Raw genomic sequence first — 16,262 nt, 5'->3', positions numbered from 1 at the left:
CCGGGCGCGGGGCTCTGAGATCATGCGTGCTGTGTCGCGAGCCCTGTCGAGCAGGACGATTGTCGTGTGGGCCGTGGGCCTCGTGGTGGCCGCGGCGGTGGCGGTGACGCTGCTGTGGATGTTCCTCGGTGGTGACGACCCCGCCGACGCTCGCCGGCTCGACGCGATCCGGACGGCGTCGAGCCTCGTGATCGGTGCCGGCGGGGCGGCGGCGTTGCTGCTCGCGGCGCGGCGTCAGCGGTACGTCGAGCTCGATCTCGAGCAGAAGGAGTACGACGCGAACGAGCGCCGCCTGACCGAGTTGTACGGCAAGGCGGCCGACCAGCTCGGCAGCGACAAGGCGCCGGTGCGGCTGGCCGGCGTGTACGCGCTGGAACGGCTGGCGCAGGACGAGCCGAAGCACCGCCAGACGGTCGTGAACCTGCTCAGCGCCTACCTTCGCATGCCGTTCAAGCCTGACCAGGACCCGGTTGCCGAGGAGGAGCGCCAGGTCCGCAGCAGCGTGCAGGAGGTTCTCGAGTCCCACCTGCAACCGGCGGAGCCGGACCGTTTCTGGCCGGACATCGACCTGAACCTGATCGGCGCCTTCCTGGAGTTCTTCTGGTTCCGCGACTGCGAGGTCCGCAAGGTGGACTTCCGTTACGTGACCTTCCACGGGATCGGGGCGCTGCGCGGCACCAAGGTCACCGGACGCGCCTACTTCCAGGGGGTCCGCTTCGCCGGCACGGCCGACCTGCGTGGGATCACGTTCGAGCGCGCGTTCTTCCAGAAGGCCTCGTTCGAAGGCAAGGTCGACTTCGGCGAGGATCCGCCAGCCGGACGCACGGTGAACCTGACGGACGCCACGGCGGTCGCGACCGCGGAACGGCGCTGGCCGGCGGGCTGGCAGGACGAACCGGACCCGGAGGTGGCCGACCGGCTACGGGTGGTTCCTCAAAGCGTCGCCGACCACTCGACCGTCACCTCGTCGGGTTCGTAGCTGGTCGTGGCGCCATGATCCGCGGCGGTTTCCTTGAGCGTGGTCGGGTCGTCCGGGGCGGTGCCGGTGATGAGGACACGCAGTTGGCCGTCCGCCGTGGTGACCGCGATCCGCACCGCTGACGGGAACTGCGGCAACAGTTCCCGGAGGAAGGCCTCGCACTCCTGCGACGCGGGCACGTCGACCTCGCCGTCCACCCTCGGCTTGGCCGCCAGCTCGGGGTCGAGTTCCGTCAGCACCTCGGCGATCGTCGGGTCGCCCTCGAACACGTGCGACCGGATCTCCCGCAGCACCCGATCCATGTCGGCCGTGACCGCCCTTAACGCCGGCGCCGCCGACGGGTGCCGTGCCGCGGCGGACTGCAGCGCCAGACTGATGCCGAACAGGTCACGAACCGTCGTCGACCCGAGGCTCTGCGCGATGCGGTCCGCCTCCCGCAGGCGCACGCGTTTCTCGGCAGACCTGTTCTCCCGCATGATGCGTGCCCACGTCGAGTCGACCCACCGGCCGAAGGTGACGATCACCAGCGCACCACCGATGACGGCGAGGGCCGCCGCAGGAACAGCCACCAGACGAGCCCACGTCTGGTGTGTCGAGAGCCAGGTCGCCGCCAACGTCAGGAGAAGCAGCGTCATCACGCCGCCTACGAGGACGTAGACGCGCCATCTGAGCGTGCTCAGCCGCATGGAACAAATCGTAGTTATCTGTCCCGTGCGCACAACCGTTGCGCCGCAAGGGAAACATTTGTCAACTCGCGGTTGTGGGAAAGCATCTGACCATCGCCTGAACAGTCAGTGAGCGGGTACCGCGATTTCCGTGGCGTCGTCGGGGAGGTACACGACGAGTCGGAGTTCCTCGACGCCGGGCACCGCAAGGGTTTCGTACGCCAGCCGCATCTGCGCCCACTGTTCGACGCCCGTCAGTGCCGGCAGCGTGGCGGCCGCGGCGAACCGGTCGGCGAACTCGGCCCCGGCCGTGATCGACAGTTCCACCGCCAGCGCGCCCGCGGCGGGGTCGCCAAGGTCGGCCGCGGCACGGACGGACGCGGCGCGGACGTCGGCGATCCGGTCCCACTCCGGGTACACCGTGCGAGCACGCGGGTCGGCGAAGACGAAACGCGCCAGGTTCGGTGGGTCGTCGTCGAGCAGGCCGGTCGGCGCGGCAAGAGTCTGGAACCCGGCGGTGCTGGCGAGCACGTCACCAGCCGCGTCGACGAGGAGGGCCGCGGTGGGTTCCAGCCGGTCGAGGAGCGCGAGCACCGTGGGCCGTGGGACCACGGCCGGCGCCGTCTGCTGGCAGGCCCCGCCACTGCTGGCCTTGATGAGCCGGTACAGGTGCACGCGTTCGTCGGGACTCAGCGTGAGGGCGTCGGCGAGCGCGCCGAGCACCTGGCCGGACGGGTAGCGGTCGCTCCCCCGTTCCAGCCGGGTCAGGTACTCGACGCTGATGCCCGCGCGTTCGGCCAGCTCACCGCGGCGCAACCCCGGTGTGCGGCGCCGGGTGCCGGTCGGCAGCCCGAGCGCGGCCGGCGTGGTCGCCTCCCGCCTGGCGCGCAGGAACCTGCCCAGTGCGTTGTCGGCCATGATCACTGATAGTAGAGGGCCCCTGCCACGGTCTCCCTAGCTTTGGCGGTCCAGGCGATGGTTTCGGCATGCGTTATCGACTGTTCGGCCGAACCGGCCTGCGCGTGTCCGAACTGCTACTCGGCACGATGACCCTCACCGACGAGCAGGAGGCCCGACGCGTCCTCGACACGTACGCGGACGCGGGCGGCAACGTCCTCGACACGGCCTCGGCCTACGGCGACGGCGAGAGCCTGCTCGGCTCGATCATCGAGCGGCGCGACCGCTTCGTGATCGCCACGAAGTACACGCTGTCCCGCGACCCCGCCGACCCGAACGCCTCGGGCAACCACCGCAAGAACCTCGTGCCGTCACTGGAACGAAGCCTGCGCCGGCTGCGGACCGACTACGTCGACATCCTCTGGGTGCACGTGTGGGACCGCCACACCCCTCTCGAGGAGACGATGCGTGCACTCGACGACGTCGTGCGCGCCGGCAAGGTCCTGTACGTCGGCATCTCCGACGCACCGGCCTGGGTCGTCGCCCGCGCGAACACGCTCGCCGAGTGGCGCGACTGGACGCCGTTCGCGGGCCTGCAGGTGCCGTACAACCTGCTGAACCGCGACATCGAGCGAGAGCTCCTGCCCATGGCGGAGGGCCTGGGCATGAGCGTGGCCGCGTGGGCACCGCTCGCCGCCGGCGTGCTCACGGGCGTCGCGGGCCGACGAGCCGACCCCGACAAGCTCACGCCGCGACAGCTCACGGCCCAACGCGCAGTCCGTGAGGTCGCCGGTGAGTTGGGCGCGAGCCCGGCGCAGGTCGCGCTGGCCTGGACACGAGCCAAGTCGCCAGCGGTGCTCCCACTCGTCGGCGCGAGCCGCGCGGAACAGCTCACCGAGAACCTCGGTGCCCTCGACCTCACGCTGCCGCCCGAGGCAGTCGCCAAGCTGGAAGCGTCGACGGACTTCGAGCGCGGCTTCCCAGCAGACTTCATCGCCGAATGCGAGCCGAGCCCGTTCGTGTTCGGCAACGCGGCGACAAGCGTGGTCGGCCGCTGACCACCGGCCGCTGACCACGAGGAGCCCCGCCTCCGCCTCAGCAGCCCTCCACCACGGCGACCCAAGGCAACGGAGGGCTGCGAGTGGGGCCCGGGAAAGCACAGGCCCGGCGACGGACCCCGCCGGCACCCGAACCCGCCCCGCACCCGAACCCGCCAGACACCCAAGCCAAAGCGGCACCCGAACCCAACGCAGCACCTGAACCAACGCGGCACCCGAACGAACGCGGCACCCGAGCCAGTCAGACACCCAAACCAGCGCGGCGACCGAGACCGCTCTGACGGGCGAGGAGCCCCGTCTCCCCCTCAGCAGCCCTCCACCACGGCGACTCAAGGCGACGGAGGGCTGCGAGTGGGACTCGGGAAAGGACCAGCCCGGCGACGGACCCCGCCGGCACCCGAACCCGCCCGACACCCCAAGCCAGCCCGACACCCAAGCCAACGCGGCGCCCGAGCCAGCCAGACACCCAAGTCAGCGCGGCGACCGAGACCGCTCTGGCGGGCGGGGCCCTCGCCCGCGAGCGTGCCTGTGTGTCTCGATGGCTGGGTAGCCTGATGGCTCGATGGCTCGACGGCCAGTCACTCACCGCCCTCGATGCGGCGCCGGCCTGCACAGCTCCACGACGTCCCGTATTCAGTTGTCGGTTCAGCAGTCCACGCAGTCTCCCTTCGTCAGCGGTTTGGCACTGGGTCTGCTGCCCAGTCGGCGGTCAAAGCTGCGATTCGACCATGTGGGCGATATTAGGCGCGAGCACCGACACGCGCGCGCGACAAACCTTCCACTCGCGAAATTCCGCGAAAACAGTTGCGATGAGGCTTGTCGGGTGCGGAATCAGTCGAGAAGATGGCAGACATGAGCGAGAAGCGTGTACTGCGGAACTTCGTCGACGGCACGCACGCCGACCCGGCCGACGGGCGCTACACAGACGTGATCGATCCCAGTACCGGGGAGGTCTTCGCGTGCGCGCCCCTGTCCGGCCCGGAGGACGTCGACCGCGCGATGCGGGCCGCCGGGCGCGCGTTCGAGGGGTGGCGCACCACGCCGCCGAGGGAGCGCCAGCTCGCGATGCTGAAGTTCGCGGACGCGATCGAGGCACGTGCCGAGGAGCTCGTCGACGCCGAGTGCCAGAACACCGGCAAGCCGCGCCAGCTCACGCTCGACGAGGAGCTTCCGCCCTCGGTCGACCACTTCCGGTTCTTCGCGGGCGCGTCGCGGCTGCTCGAGGGCAAGTCGGCCGGTGAGTACCTCGCGGACCACACCAGCTACGTGCGCCGCGAGCCGATAGGCGTGTGCGCGCAGGTCACCCCGTGGAACTACCCGCTGATGATGGCAGTGTGGAAGATCGCGCCGGCGTTGGCGGCGGGGAACACGGTGGTGCTCAAGCCGTCGGACACGACGCCGCTGTCCACGCTGTTGCTGGCCGAGATCGCGGCGGAGTTCTTCCCGGCGGGCGTGTTCAACGTGCTGTGCGGCGACCGGGACACGGGCCGCGCGCTCGTGGCGCACCCGACGCCGCAGCTGGTGTCGATCACGGGTTCTGTACGTGCCGGCCGGGAGGTCGCGCAGGCCGCGGCGGCCGACCTGAAGCGTGTCCACCTGGAACTGGGTGGCAAGGCGCCGGTGGTGGTGTTCGATGACGCCGACATCGCCGCGGCGGCTGAGGCCATCGCGGTCGGCGGCTATTTCAACGCGGGCCAGGACTGCACGGCGGCGACCCGCGTGCTCGCGGCGCCGGGTCTGCACGACGAGCTGGTCGCGGCGCTCACCGAGCAGGCACGCGCCACCCGCACGGGCCCGCCGTCGGACCCGGACGTTCTGTATGGACCGTTGAACAACGCGAACCAGCTGGCACGGGTGAGCGGCTTCGTCGACCGCCTCCCCGACCACGCGTCACTCGAGGTGGGCGGGACGCGGGTGGGCGATCGCGGCTACTTCTACTCCCCCACAGTGGTTTCCGCTCTGCGCCAGGACGACGAGATCATCCAGGACGAGGTGTTCGGGCCGGTGATCACGGTGCAGCGGTTCGGTGACGAGGACGAGGCCGTGGCGTGGGCCAACGGCGTCGAGTACGGGCTGGCGGCGTCGGTCTGGACGAAGGACCACAGTCGCGCCATGCGCATGACCGCGGCACTGGACTTCGGATGCGTGTGGGTCAACACGCACATCCCGTTCATCTCGGAGATGCCGCACGGTGGATTCAAGCACTCCGGGTACGGCAAGGACTTGTCGATGTACGGCCTGGAGGACTACACGCGCGTCAAGCACGTGATGCACAACATCGGTTAGGGCTCGGCGGGGCTCGCGCTCGCCTTCTCGGGCTCTTCCGCCGGCTGTGGCGGTTCGGTCGGGAGCGGTTCGGGAGGGCGGTCGAGAAGTTTCCGGGTCTCCCGCTCGCGGATCGTCTTGGCCTGGATTCGTTGACGCCACACGGCGCACTCCTTTCGTCACTGCCAACGGTAGGCGCATGACGCCGGGAGGGCTCCCGTATTTCTACTTCTCTCGCATCCCCCACGGCGATCCGTACTCGGTCAGCAGCTCCAGGAACGGAACCGCGTCGAACGCCTCCGGGCCGAGCACACCGGTGCCCGACCACTCGCCGGACGCCAGGAGTTCCAGCGCCACGACCGGGTTGACCGCCGTCTGCCACGCGACAGCCTGGTGGCCGTACTCGCGCATGGACCACTCGTTGTCGACCACGTGGTACAGGTACACCTCGCGGGCCGCGCCGGTCACGTCCCGCCCGCGAACCCACGTGCCGGCACAGGTCTTCCCCCGCATGAGCGGGCCGAGCCCGGCCGGGTCCGGCAGGCACGCGGCGACCACGTCCCGCGGCGACACCGACACGTCGCCGACCCGGACCGGCGTGACGGAATCGAGACCCAATTTGTGCAGTGTCCGCAACACGTCGACGAACTCACGACCCAGCCCGTACTTGAACGTCACCCGACCGACGGGAACCCAGCGTGGGATCAGCAGCACCTCCTCGTGCTCGACGTTCACACACTCGACCGGGCCGATGCCCTCCGGGAAGTCGAACACCTCCGGTTCCGAGAATGGTTCCGTGGTGTACCAGCCACGGTCGGCCTCCCAGATCACCGGCGGGTTCAGACATTCCTCGATCGTCGTCCAGATCGAGAAGGTGGGGGCGAAGGCGTGGCCGTCGACGACGAGGTTCGCGCCGTCGCGCACGCCGATCTCGTCGATCGTCGAGAACAGGTGGTCGGCGGCGTAGCGGGCGAAGACGTCCGACAGGCCGGGTTCGACGCCGATGCCCACCAGCGCAAGGCGATCACGAGACGCCCACCGCGGGGCCTGCGCGAACTGCTCGTCACCCAGCTTCACGCCCGTTCGCGAATGCGGCTTCTCGGAGTCCGGGGTGGACAGTGACATCGCCATGTCGAGGTAGTCTGCGTCCGCTTCGAGCGCGCCTTCGAAGATCGGCAACACGAAGCGCGGATCGACGGCGTTGAACACGTGGGTGATCCCGTGTGCGCGGCACAGCTCGGTGATCGCCGCGGCCGACGACGCGTCGACCGTCACCGACGTGAAACGGTCGTCGACGACGCAGGCGTCCGCGCGGACCGCCGAGTGGTCGGCGACCACATAGGACTCGAAGAACCGCCGGCGCGCGGCGATGTCGACCGCCGCGGAACCGACCGCGCCGGCGCCGATCTGCAGCACCCTCATACAACCCGCGCCTTTCTCCGTCCGCGCGTCTGGACGACGATCACCAGCACCAGCGCGACGAGGAACACCGCCGTGCCGATCACGTTGACCTGCCGGGGAATCCCGCGCTGCGCCGCGCCCCACACGTACATCGGGAACGTGACCGTCGTGCCGGAGTTGAAGTTCGTGATGATGAAGTCGTCGAACGACAGTGACAGGGACAGCATGGCGGCGGCCGCGATCCCGGGGAGCACGAGCGGCAACGTCACCTTGCGGAAGGTCTGCCACTCGTTGGCGTACAGGTCCATCGCCGCCTCCCGCAACCGAGGATCCAGTCCGGCCAGGCGCGCCTTCACCGTGACGACCACAAAGGACAGGCAGAAGAGCACGTGCGCGACCACGACGGTCCAGAACCCGAGCGGCACCCGCAGCGTCACGAACAGCGCCAGCAGCGAGGAGCCCATCACCACCTCCGGGGTGGCCATGGGCAGGAATATCAACACGTTCGTCGTCCCGCGACCGCGGAACCGGTGCCGCGCCAGCGCGAACGCCATCAGCGTGCCGAGCACGGTCGCGACGATCGTGGCGAGCAGCGCGATGCCGACGCTGACCCGCAGCGCCGCGCCGACTCCTGGCGCACCGAACGGGTCCAACCAGTAGTCGAGAGTCCACTCGGGAGAGAGGTCGTAGGACAGCCGGTTCGCGGGACGGTTCACCGACAGCAGGAACACGACGACGATCGGCAGGAACAGGTAGGCCAGCACGAGCAGGCCGACGACGAGCACCCAGTGGTCCGCGACCCAGCGCCAGAACCGCAATCAGACCACCTCGTCCGTGCCGGCCGCGCGGATGTAGGAGAACACGAGCACCAGGATCGTTGCCATCAACAGAAAAGACAGGGCCGCGGCCTGCGGGTAGTCCAGCCGCACGAGGAAGGCCGAGTCGATGACGTTGCCGATCATGTACTCGTTGGGTGTGCCGAGCAGCTCGGCGTTGATGTAGTCACCGGCCGCCGGGATGAACGTGAGCAGTGTGCCGGCGATGACCCCGGGCATGGACAACGGCAGTGTCACACGGCGGAACGTGGTGGCGGGCTTGGCATACAGGTCGCCGGCGGCCTCCAACAGCCTGCCGTCCAGGCGTTCCAAGCTCGCGTAGAGCGGAAGCACCATGAACGGCAGGAAGTTGTACACGAGCCCGCACACGACCGCGGCCGGCGTGGCGAGCAGCCGGAAGTCGTCGGGGAAGAACGGCAGCGACCGGAAGAAGCCGACCACCGGGCCGTTGTCGGACAGGATCGACTTCCACGCAAGCGTACGCACCAGGAACGTGGTGAAGAACGGTGCGATCACGCACACCAGCATCAGGTTGCGCCAGCGGCCGGCCTTCCGCGCGATCGCGTACGCCAGCGGGTAGCCGAGGACGAGGCAGATGACCGTGGCGATACCGGCGTACACGGCGGACCGCACGAGATGCGGCCAGTACGTGGCGATGGCGTCGGCGTAGTTGCCGACGGAGAACGTCTGCGAATAACCGAGTTCCAGGCTGCCGGACCGGTCGTAGAGGCTGGTGCCGGCGAGCTGGACGGCCGGCACGACGAAGAAGAGCAACAGCCACAGGCCGCCCGGCAGCAACAGGAGGTAGGGGAGCCAACGGCGGCGCGTCGGTGGTGGTGGGGACGCGGTCGCGGGTGGACCGGCGTGGACGATGGCGGTCACGCTGCCGCCCCGGATGGACAGAGCCCCACCACGGCACCGCCCACGTTCCCGTGCAAGCGGTTCATGATCAACGCCAACACAGATGGTTGCGCAGGCATCCCCCACCCATACCCGGGGGGCCACCCCGAGGCCATCGTACCAAGCAACACAGACAAAACCCCAGTTCGCGGGGCCCTGTGGACAACTTTAGGTGGCCAGTCCGAGCGAATGGGACACTCGTGCACCGGCGCGGTCCTGAAGGGCCTGCGGGTCATGGGGCCACCCCCAACGGGTCGGCCGAGTACTGGGTGGCCTCGTCGCCTTCGCCGGCTGGGCGGTCCAGCACGAACGAGTGAGGTGGGTACCAGTGCGCGACGACCTCGGTGCCCGGGGCGAGTGGCTCGCCGGCTGCCGCGTTCGCCGAGAACACCGACATCTCCTGTCCCCACGGGGTTTTCAGCAGGTACTCGGTGCTCACCCCGGCGTAGCAGGTGTCGGTGAGGACGCCGCGGACCCGGTTGTGCGCGGCCGGCACCTCCTCGCCGGGCATGGCTAATCGCACCTTCTCCGGCCGCACACCGAGCCACACGCGCCCGTCGGCTGAGTGGGCCCGGGCGACCGGCGCCGCGAACCGTTCACCGTATGCGGCAAGGTGGATGTCGCCGTCGGAGGTACCTGACACCTCGGCGGCGAACAGGTTGGACTGGCCGAGGAAGTTCGCCACGAACGGCGACGCGGGGAACTCGTAGATCTCGGACGGCGCACCGAGCTGCTCGATGCGGCCGTGGTTCATGACCGCGACCGTGTCCGCCATCCACATGGCCTCGTCCTGGTCGTGGGTGACGTGCAGGAAGGTGATGCCGACCTCGGTCTGTATGCGCTTCAGCTCGATCTGCATCTGCCGGCGCAGCTTGAGGTCGAGCGCGCCGAGCGGTTCGTCCAGCAGCAGCACCTGCGGCTCGTTCACCAGCGCCCGGGCAAGCGCGATCCGCTGTTGCTGGCCACCGGATAGCTGCGCCGGCTTGCGCTTGCCGAACGCCGGCAGCTGCACCAGCTCCAGCATGTCCGCGACCTTCTTCGCCACGTCCCGCTCACCCCGTTGCCGCGGCCCGAACGCGATGTTGTCCTCGATGTTCAGATGCGGGAACAGCGCATAGCTCTGGAACACCGTGTTGACCGGCCGCCGGTAGGGCCGCAGATGAGTGATGTCCTTGTCCCCCAGGCGAATCGTGCCAGCGGTCGGCTCCTCCAACCCCGCCACCATCCGCAGTGTCGTGGTCTTGCCGCAGCCGGAAGCGCCGAGCAGCGCGAAGAAACTGCCCTGCGGCACCGTCACGCTGAGATCGTCGACGGCGACCATCGCGCCGAACCGTTTGGTCACGTTCTCCAGAACGAGATCATCCGCCATGGCTCACGCTCCGATCACCTGCTGGAACTTCTGTTCGAAGATGCGTTCCTGCGCCTCGTTCAGTGCCATGAACACCTGGGCGCTCGACAGTGTGGACTCGCTCGGGAAGATCAGCTCGTTCTCGGCCAGCTCAGGATCGATCCGCGTCATCTCGTCCTGCGCGCCGAGCACCGGGCAGATGTAGTTGACGTACGCGGCCAGCTCGGCGGCGACGGCCGGCTCGTAGTAGTAGTTCATGAGCGCTTCGGCGTTGGCCTGGTGCGTGGCGCGGTTGGGGACCTGCATGTTGTCGGAGAACAGCATCACGCCCGACTCCGGCGTCACGAACTGGATCTTCTCGTCCTCGAAGTTCAGCTGGATCACGTCACCGGACCAGCCGACGCACGCCGCGATGTCGCCCTTCGCCAGCTCCTGGGCGTAGTCGTTGCCGGTGAAGCGGCGGATCTGTCCTGAGTCGACGGCCCGCTGGAGCTTGGTCAGGGCCTCTTCGAACTCGTCCTCGGTGAAGTTCGTCGGGTCGCGGCCCATCGACTGGAGGATGAGGCCCATCGTGTCGCGCATCTCCGCGAGCATCGTGACCTTGCCCTTGAGGTCGGGCCGGGTGAGCAGCTCGTCGACCGTCCGGACCTCCTTCGACACGTTGCCGTTGAACGCGATGCCGGCGAGCCCGGTCTGCCACGGCACGGCGTACTCGGTGTGCGCGTCCCACGGGCGGTCGCGCAGCGTTGGCAGTAGGTTCGCCTCGACGTTCGGGATCCTGTCCTTCCGGAGCGGCTGCACCCAGCCGAGCCGGATCAGCCGCGCCGCCATCCAGTCGGTGAGGACGACGATGTCCCGGTCGATCGACTGGCACGCGGAGAGCTGGTTGCGCACCTTGCCGAAGAACTCGTTGTTGTCGTTGACGTCCTCCTGGTACGCCACCCGGATGCCGGTCTCGGCCGTGAACGCGTCCAGCGTGGGCCGCCTGTTCTCGTCGTCCTCGTCGACGTCGATGTACAGGGGCCAGTTGGAGACGACGAGGTCCCGTTCGGACCTCGACACATCGGCGCTGCGGCACGCCGCGGGGTCCTGGCGGGTGCCGGGCATGCCGCAACCGGTGGCGGCCAGTCCCGTCGCGGCCAGCAGGCCACTCAGAACAGTCCTGCGGGACGCGGTTCGCATGGCGACTGATACTGACAGGCACCTCGGTCTTCGACAAGGGATTCCGTTGTTACGGTCGCGGAACACAACGAAATGCGCCAGACTTTGGGCGCAATGAGGAGGACTGAATGGCGGAACTCGACGACGTCTCCAAGGCGATCATCGAACAGTTGCAGCAGGACGGTCGGCGACCGTACGCCACGATCGGACGCGCGGTCGGGCTGTCGGAGGCGGCGGTGCGCCAGCGGGTCCAGCGGCTGCTCGACGCGGGCGTCATGCAGATCGTCGCGGTGACCGACCCGCTCCAGCTCGGGTTCCCCCGCCAGGCGATGGTGGGCGTGCGCACGTCGAACGACCTGGAAGCGGCGGCGGACCAGCTGGCCGAGATCGCCGAGGTGGACTACGTCGTGATCACGGCGGGCTCCTTCGACCTGCTGGTGGAGGTCGTGGCCCGCAACGACGACCACCTGTTGGAAATACTGAAGGCGATCCGAGCGGTACCGGGTGTCACGACCACGGAGACGTTCACCTACCTCAAGCTGAGGAAGCAGACGTACTCCTGGGGCACCGCCTGACAACGAAATCCGTTTCATGTATGCGCGTTCACAACGCTAACCGCTTGATTCGACCCGCTTCATGTGCGGTAATCGAAGCATGGCCGACAACCTCTGGATGCACTTCACCCGCCGGTCGTCGTACGCCGACGCCCCCGTGCCGACGATCGCACGCGGTGAAGGCGCCTACGTCTGGGACACCAACGGCAAGCGCTACCTCGACGGGCTGTCCGGGCTGTTCGTCGTGCAGGTCGGGCACGGGCGCGAGGAGTTGGCGGACGCGGCGGCCAAGCAGGCGCGGGAGCTGGCGTACTTCCCGATCTGGTCCTACGCGCACCCGAAGGCGGTCGAGCTGGCGGAACGGCTCGCGACCCTGACGCCCGGGGACCTCAACCAGGTGTTCTTCACGACCGGCGGGTCGGAGGCGGTCGAGAGCGCGTGGAAGCTGGCCCGCGCGTACTTCAAGCTGGTCGGCAAGCCCGGCAAGCACAAGGTGATCTCCCGGGCGATCGCCTACCACGGCACGACGATGGGCGCGCTGTCGATCACCGGGCTGCCGGGACTGAAGGCGGACTTCGAACCCCTTGTCCCGTCGACGATCAGAGTGCCGAACACGAACCTCTACCGGGCGCCGGCCGGCACGGCGGGGCCGGACGGCACGGACGCGGAGGCGTTCGGCCGCTGGGCCGCGGACCGGATCGAGGAAGCGATCCTCTTCGAGGGCGCGGACACCGTGGCCGCCGTGTTCCTGGAGCCGGTGCAGAACGCGGGCGGCTGCTTCCCGCCGCCCCCCGGGTACTTCCAGCGGGTACGGGAGATCTGCGACCGGCACGACGTGCTGTTGGTGTCGGACGAGGTGATCTGCGCGTTCGGCCGGCTCGGCGAGTACTTCGGCGCCACGCGGTTCGGCTACCAGCCGGACATCATCACCTGCGCCAAGGGTCTGACGAGTGGTTACGTCCCGCTCGGGGCGATGCTGGCGAGTGATCGCCTCGCCGAACCGTTCCGCCACGGCACGAACTCGTTCGTGCACGGCATCACGTTCGGCGGCCACCCCGTGGCGTCGGCGGTGGCCCTCGCGAACCTGGACCTGTTCGTGCGCGAGGACCTCAACGCACACGTGCGGAAGAACTCCCCGCTGTTCCGCTCGTACCTGGAACGCCTGCTGGACCTGCCGATCGTCGGCGAGATCCGCGGTGACGGCTACTTCTTCGGCATCGAGCTGGTGAGGGACAAGGCGACCAAGGAGACGTTCACGAACGCGGAGTCGGAGGCACTGCTGCGTGGCTTCCTGTCCAAGGCCTTGTTCGAGAAGGGCCTGTACTGCCGGGCCGACGACCGCGGCGACCCGGTCGTGCAGCTGGCCCCGCCACTGATCTGCGAGGAAACGCATTTCGTCGAGATGGAACAGATCCTGCGCGAGGTGCTGACAGAAGCAGGCAACCGGGTCTAGCCCTTGCCGGACTTGCCTTTTCCTTTGTCTTCCTTGGACTTGCCCTTGCCCGACTTCTCGCCGGCCTGCTCCTCTTGTGCGGTCGGCGGTGGCTGGGCTGATGACGGCTGGGTCGTCGGTGGTGGCGGCGCGGGAGGTTCGACCGGGGCCTGCTGTTCGGGTTCGCGGATCACCTGCGCCGGATCCACGGTCGGCTCGCCGGTCAACGGCTCAGGCCCCGCGCCGAGCACGAAGATCCCGGCAACGGCCGCGGCCAGGGTGGCCACGCCGGCGTAGACGCGGGGTGCGCGGCGCACCGGCACCACCATCGGCACGGTCTGTCCTTTTTGGAGGGCACGCAGCAGCTCCACGCACCGCGCGGCGTCGGGGCGCGCCGTGGGATTGGAGTCCAGCATCGCCGACAGGACCGCTCGCCACTCCGGACCCCACGTGTTGGGCACCCGGGGCGGGCGGGACAGGCGGGCGAGAGCCACCTCCACGTCGGTGCCGGTGTACTCCGGTTCGCCCGTCAGGGATTCCAACAGCGCCAGGCCCAGCGAGTACACATCCGCCGCGGGACCTGGTGAGGAGGCCGACACCTGCTCCGGCGCCAGGTACGCCGCGGTGCCGACGAACTCGTGCGAGTCGGTCACGCGGTCGGCGTCCAGGGACCGGGCGATGCCGAAGTCGGCCAGGTAGCACTCGCCGTCCTCGTCGAAGAGGATGTTGGAGGGCTTGATGTCGCGGTGCACGATCCGGTGTTCGTGCACGTACGTCAGCACGTCGGCGATCGCCGCGCCGATCTCCGCCACCCGTTCCGGCAGCAGCGGGCCCGTGTCGAGCCGGTCGCGCAGCGTGCCGCCCTTTGTCAGGCGCAGCACCAGGAACGGGCGCTCGCCGTCGAAGCTCACGTCGAAGACCGTCAGCAGGCCCGGATGTGACAGCCCGCCAAGCATTTCCGCCTCCGCCAGGAAGCGGCGCAGCCCGATGCCGTACGGGGTCTCGCGGAATCGCTTGATCGCCACCTGACGTCCCAGACGCGTGTCCCATGCCTCGAACACGTCGGCCATCCCGCCTCGCCCGAGCCTGGAGCCCATTCGGTAACGGCCGTCGACGATCACACCAGTGGCTACCCCACCGTGCGATGTGGAAACGTCGTCACCGTGGAGGATGTCGATGTTGTCGTGATCGGCGCCGGGCACAACGGGCTCGTCGCGGCCAACCTGCTCGCCGACGCCGGGTGGCGGGTGTTGGTGTGTGAGGCGACCGGCGCGCCCGGCGGTGCGGTGGCGTCGGCCGAACTGGCAGCGCCGCAGTACGTCGCGGACCTGTGCAGCTCGTTCTATCCACTGGCAGCCGCGTCGCCCGCGCTGCTGTCGCTTCGACTGGAGGAGCACGGGCTGCGGTGGCGGCACGCGCCCGCCGTCCTCGCGCACGTCTTCCCCGATGGCCGGCACGTGGTCCTGGCTCCCCATACTGAAGAGACGGCCAAATCGGTCGGGCAGTTCGCTGCGGCGGACGCCGAGGCCTGGCACCGGGAGTTCGCGTACTGGCGACGCGTGCGGGACGACGTGCTCGACGCGGTCCTGTCCCCGTTCCCGCCGGTACGGCCGGTGCTGCGGCTGGCCCGCACGCTCGGCCCGGCTGAGTTCTTACGTCTGACCAGGATGTTGACGTTGCCGGCCCGTGCGCTCGCCCGTGAGCGGTTCGCCGGGGAGGGAGCGACAGCGCTGTTCGCCGGCTGTGCGCTGCACACCGACCTCGGTCCGGACAACGCGGGCAGCGGCGTGTTCGGGTGGCTACTCACGATGCTGGGGCAGGACGTCGGGTTCCCCGTGCCCGAAGGCGGGGCGGGCCAGCTCACGGCGGCGCTCGTGCGGCGGCTGACCTCCCGGGGCGGCCGGGTGGACTGCGGCCGGCCGGTCACGTCGGTGCTGGTGGCGGGCGGACAGGCGTTGGGGGTGCGGGACGCGGAAGGGCAGGTCGTGCGGGCACGGCGAGCGGTGCTGGCCGACGTGCCGGCGCCGACGCTGTACCGGAAGCTGGTCGGTGAGGCACACCTGCCGGCGCGGCTCGTCGCCGACCTGGCGAACTTCCACTGGGACGACGCGACGATCAAGGTCGACTGGGCGTTGTCCGGGCCGATCCCGTGGTCGGCGCCCGAGGTCGGCGAGGCGGGCACGGTGCACCTTGGCGCGGACGTCGACGGGATGGCCGACTTCGCCAACGACCTCGCGTGCGGCCGGGTGCCGCGTCACCCGTTCCTGCTGCTCGGCCAGATGACCACGGCCGACCCGACCCGGTCGCCGGCGGGCACCGAGGCGGTGTGGGCGTACACGCACGTCCCGCGCGGGTCGGAGTGGAGCCGGTCGCGGCTGCTGCGGTACGCGGACCGGATCGAGCAGGTGTTCGAGGACCATGCGCCGGGCTTCCGGTCGCTCGTCGTGGGGCGGGCGGTGTCCGGACCGGCGGAGCTGGCGGCACACAACCCGAGCCTGGTGGAGGGCGCGATCAACGCGGGCACGGCCGCGATCCACCAGCAGCTGGTGTTCCGGCCGCTACCGGGGCTGGGTCGCGCCGACACGGTGATCGACCGCCTGTTCCTGGCCGGCGCGTCGGCCCACCCGGGCGGCGGCGTCCACGGCGCCCCGGGCGCCAACGCGGCCCGCGCCGCCCTGGCCCGCCACAACCTCCCGGGCTACCACCTGATCACCAAAGCCCAAGCCCACCTGACCTGAACCCCCGCGAGTCTCGCTTTCAGCCCCT

Annotated in this window: 15 protein-coding genes; 6 read left to right on the top strand and 9 right to left on the bottom strand. The window is 69.3% G+C overall.

The window, feature by feature from the left end; translation table 11 throughout:
* Window positions 1-22 precede the first annotated feature (22 nt).
* A complete protein-coding gene (locus VF106_RS46935) occupies window positions 23-979 on the top strand; it encodes a pentapeptide repeat-containing protein (protein ID WP_330846596.1) in 957 nt (318 codons plus the stop codon).
* On the opposite strand, the gene VF106_RS46930 is transcribed toward VF106_RS46935, so the two are convergent.
* On the bottom strand, window positions 934-1,665 hold the full coding sequence (locus tag VF106_RS46930) for a hypothetical protein (RefSeq protein ID WP_330846595.1): 732 nt from the start codon (window positions 1,663-1,665) through the stop codon (window positions 934-936). The genes VF106_RS46935 and VF106_RS46930 overlap by 46 nt on opposite strands.
* Window positions 1,666-1,770: 105 nt before the next feature.
* The gene (locus VF106_RS46925) at window positions 1,771-2,562 is read right to left on the bottom strand and encodes a helix-turn-helix domain-containing protein (protein WP_330846594.1); all 792 of its coding nucleotides are present in this window, start codon (window positions 2,560-2,562) and stop codon (window positions 1,771-1,773) included.
* Between the two features lie 68 nt (window positions 2,563-2,630).
* On the opposite strand from VF106_RS46925, the gene VF106_RS46920 reads away from it, so the two are divergent.
* Window positions 2,631-3,599: an aldo/keto reductase gene (locus tag VF106_RS46920; RefSeq protein WP_330846593.1), complete on the top strand. Its 969-nt coding sequence runs from the start codon at window positions 2,631-2,633 to the stop codon at window positions 3,597-3,599.
* A gap of 852 nt (window positions 3,600-4,451) precedes the next feature.
* Entirely contained in the window at window positions 4,452-5,885 is a 1,434-nt protein-coding gene (locus tag VF106_RS46915; RefSeq protein ID WP_330846592.1) for a gamma-aminobutyraldehyde dehydrogenase, read from the top strand.
* Here the strand turns inward: VF106_RS46915 and VF106_RS46910 are convergent.
* The 6 genes from VF106_RS46910 to VF106_RS46885 all read right to left on the bottom strand — a co-directional run bounded on the left by VF106_RS46910 (window position 5,882) and on the right by VF106_RS46885 (window position 11,531).
* Window positions 5,882-6,028: a hypothetical protein gene (locus VF106_RS46910; protein ID WP_330846591.1), complete on the bottom strand. Its 147-nt coding sequence runs from the start codon at window positions 6,026-6,028 to the stop codon at window positions 5,882-5,884. The two genes, VF106_RS46915 and VF106_RS46910, sit on opposite strands and share 4 nt — an antisense overlap.
* A 61-nt stretch (window positions 6,029-6,089) precedes the next feature.
* Window positions 6,090-7,286, bottom strand: coding sequence for a saccharopine dehydrogenase family protein (locus VF106_RS46905; protein ID WP_330846590.1), 1,197 nt, complete (start codon window positions 7,284-7,286; stop codon window positions 6,090-6,092).
* On the bottom strand, window positions 7,283-8,083 hold the full coding sequence (locus VF106_RS46900; RefSeq protein WP_330846589.1) for an ABC transporter permease: 801 nt from the start codon (window positions 8,081-8,083) through the stop codon (window positions 7,283-7,285). The genes VF106_RS46905 and VF106_RS46900 overlap by 4 nt, the downstream gene beginning before the upstream one ends.
* Window positions 8,084-8,983 carry an ABC transporter permease gene (locus VF106_RS46895; protein ID WP_330846588.1) on the bottom strand — a complete coding sequence of 300 codons (900 nt, stop codon included), beginning with the start codon at window positions 8,981-8,983 and terminating at the stop codon, window positions 8,084-8,086.
* A 250-nt stretch (window positions 8,984-9,233) separates the two neighbouring features.
* Window positions 9,234-10,370 (bottom strand): ABC transporter ATP-binding protein, encoded by a 1,137-nt coding sequence (locus tag VF106_RS46890; RefSeq protein WP_330846587.1) that lies wholly within the window; start codon window positions 10,368-10,370, stop codon window positions 9,234-9,236.
* 3 nt (window positions 10,371-10,373) lie between these two features.
* Window positions 10,374-11,531, bottom strand: coding sequence for a polyamine ABC transporter substrate-binding protein (locus tag VF106_RS46885; protein WP_330846586.1), 1,158 nt, complete (start codon window positions 11,529-11,531; stop codon window positions 10,374-10,376).
* A 107-nt stretch (window positions 11,532-11,638) separates the two neighbouring features.
* Here VF106_RS46885 and VF106_RS46880 point away from each other — a divergent pair, with 107 nt between their 5' ends.
* Both VF106_RS46880 and VF106_RS46875 read left to right on the top strand, forming a co-directional pair.
* The gene (locus tag VF106_RS46880; RefSeq protein WP_330846585.1) at window positions 11,639-12,085 is read left to right on the top strand and encodes an Lrp/AsnC family transcriptional regulator; all 447 of its coding nucleotides are present in this window, start codon (window positions 11,639-11,641) and stop codon (window positions 12,083-12,085) included.
* 79 nt (window positions 12,086-12,164) lie between these two features.
* Window positions 12,165-13,517: an aspartate aminotransferase family protein gene (locus tag VF106_RS46875; protein ID WP_330846584.1), complete on the top strand. Its 1,353-nt coding sequence runs from the start codon at window positions 12,165-12,167 to the stop codon at window positions 13,515-13,517.
* Here the strand turns inward: VF106_RS46875 and VF106_RS46870 are convergent.
* Window positions 13,514-14,593, bottom strand: a complete 1,080-nt coding sequence (locus tag VF106_RS46870; protein WP_330846672.1) for a serine/threonine-protein kinase — start codon at window positions 14,591-14,593, stop codon at window positions 13,514-13,516. The two genes, VF106_RS46875 and VF106_RS46870, sit on opposite strands and share 4 nt — an antisense overlap.
* A 66-nt stretch (window positions 14,594-14,659) precedes the next feature.
* Between VF106_RS46870 and VF106_RS46865 the strand changes: the two genes are divergently transcribed.
* Window positions 14,660-16,234, top strand: coding sequence for a phytoene desaturase family protein (locus VF106_RS46865; protein WP_330846583.1), 1,575 nt, complete (start codon window positions 14,660-14,662; stop codon window positions 16,232-16,234).
* Window positions 16,235-16,262 lie beyond the last annotated feature (28 nt).

This window comes from Actinophytocola sp., assembly GCF_036378875.1.
Classification (GTDB): Bacteria; Actinomycetota; Actinomycetes; order Mycobacteriales; family Pseudonocardiaceae; genus Actinophytocola.
Note: the sequence above shows the minus strand (reverse complement) of the source record. Positions and strands in the feature narration are given on the sequence as shown.